The 1,263-nt window shown below is 65.5% G+C and carries 1 protein-coding gene; it reads left to right on the top strand.

All coding sequences use genetic code 11. The annotated features are described in order from the left end of the window. Window positions 1-31: 31 nt before the first annotated feature. Window positions 32-1,263: HlyD family secretion protein (locus tag DRB19_RS29630; RefSeq protein ID WP_147023501.1), on the top strand; the 1,232-nt coding region annotated here is incomplete at its 3' end.

The following is a 1,263-nucleotide window of genomic DNA, read 5'->3' as shown; positions in this document are numbered from 1 at the left end:
ACCCTCTCTCGCATGCCGAAGGAGCGGACCGATGCTTGAGCTTCTTCTCTGCTCGCTTTTGACCATTCTTCCTGATTTTCTCTACCGTCGCTATGCTCAAGGAAAGCGGCTCGGCCGGGAGATCACGCTCTACTCGGTTTGGTTCGAGCTGCGGTGGGGCATCGTTGCCTGCTTGATGCTCACGGTGGGGCTGATCACGGTGATCTTCTACAATCACCCCTCCACGACCAGCGCCACCTTGTACTACCGGACTGTTCCGATCCTTCCCGAGACGAACGGACGGGTCGCCGAGGTCTACGTCGATGGTGTCAGCGGTGAGGTGAAGCAGGGCGCGCCGATCTTCCGTCTCGACAGCTCGAAGCAGGAGGCGGCCGCGGAGACCGCCCGGCGCAAGATCGCCGAGACCGATGCGGCGCTGGTCGTCGCGCAGAGCGAAGTCCTTGTCGCCGAGGCCAGGATCCAGGAGGCCAGGAGCGCCCACCAGCAGGCCGTGGACGAGTTGGAAACCAAGCAGGAGATCTACCGGCGCAACCCGGGCGCGGTCGCGGTCCGCGACATCGAGAAGCTCAAGGTCACCGTGGAAGGGCGCCAGGGCGGGATCGACGCGGCCACCGCCGCGAAGAGCTCCGCCGAGGCGCAGATCGCCAGCCTCCTGCCGGCCCAAAAGGCCAGCGCCGAAGCCGAGCTGAGCCAAGCCGAGGTGGAACTGGCGAAAACTGTCGTCCGGGCTGGCGTGAGCGGGCGGGTGGAGCAGTTCACACTGCGGGTGGGCGACATCGTCAATCCGTTTATGCGTCCGGCCGGGATCCTGATCCCGGAAGGCGCCGGGCGCAGAGCCATCCAGGCGGGCTTCGGGCAGATCGAGGCGCAGGTGATGAAGGTTGGCATGGTGGCCGAGGTCACCTGCATCTCGAAGCCGTGGACGGTGATCCCGATGGTGGTGACGCAGGTGCAGGACTTCATCGCTGCCGGCCAGTTCCGCGGCGGCGAGCAACTGATGGACCCGCAGCAGGTGGTGCGGCCGGGAACCATCCTCGTCTTCCTTGAGCCGCTTTACGAGGGCGGGCTCGACGGGGTGACGCCTGGCAGTTCGTGCATCGCCAACGCCTATACCAGCAACCACGATCTGATCGACTCCGGTCAGGTCGGCGCCGCCAAGGGGCTGGTCCTGCATGCGGTCGATGCGGTCGGGCTCGTGCATGCGATGATCCTGCGGATTCAGGCGCTGGTGCTGCCGATCCAGACGCTTGTGTTTGGCGGGCA

Source organism: Microvirga aerophila (assembly GCF_003332305.1).
GTDB classification, from domain to species: domain Bacteria; phylum Pseudomonadota; class Alphaproteobacteria; order Rhizobiales; family Beijerinckiaceae; genus Microvirga; species Microvirga aerophila.
This window is presented reverse-complemented; position numbering and strand designations above follow the sequence as displayed.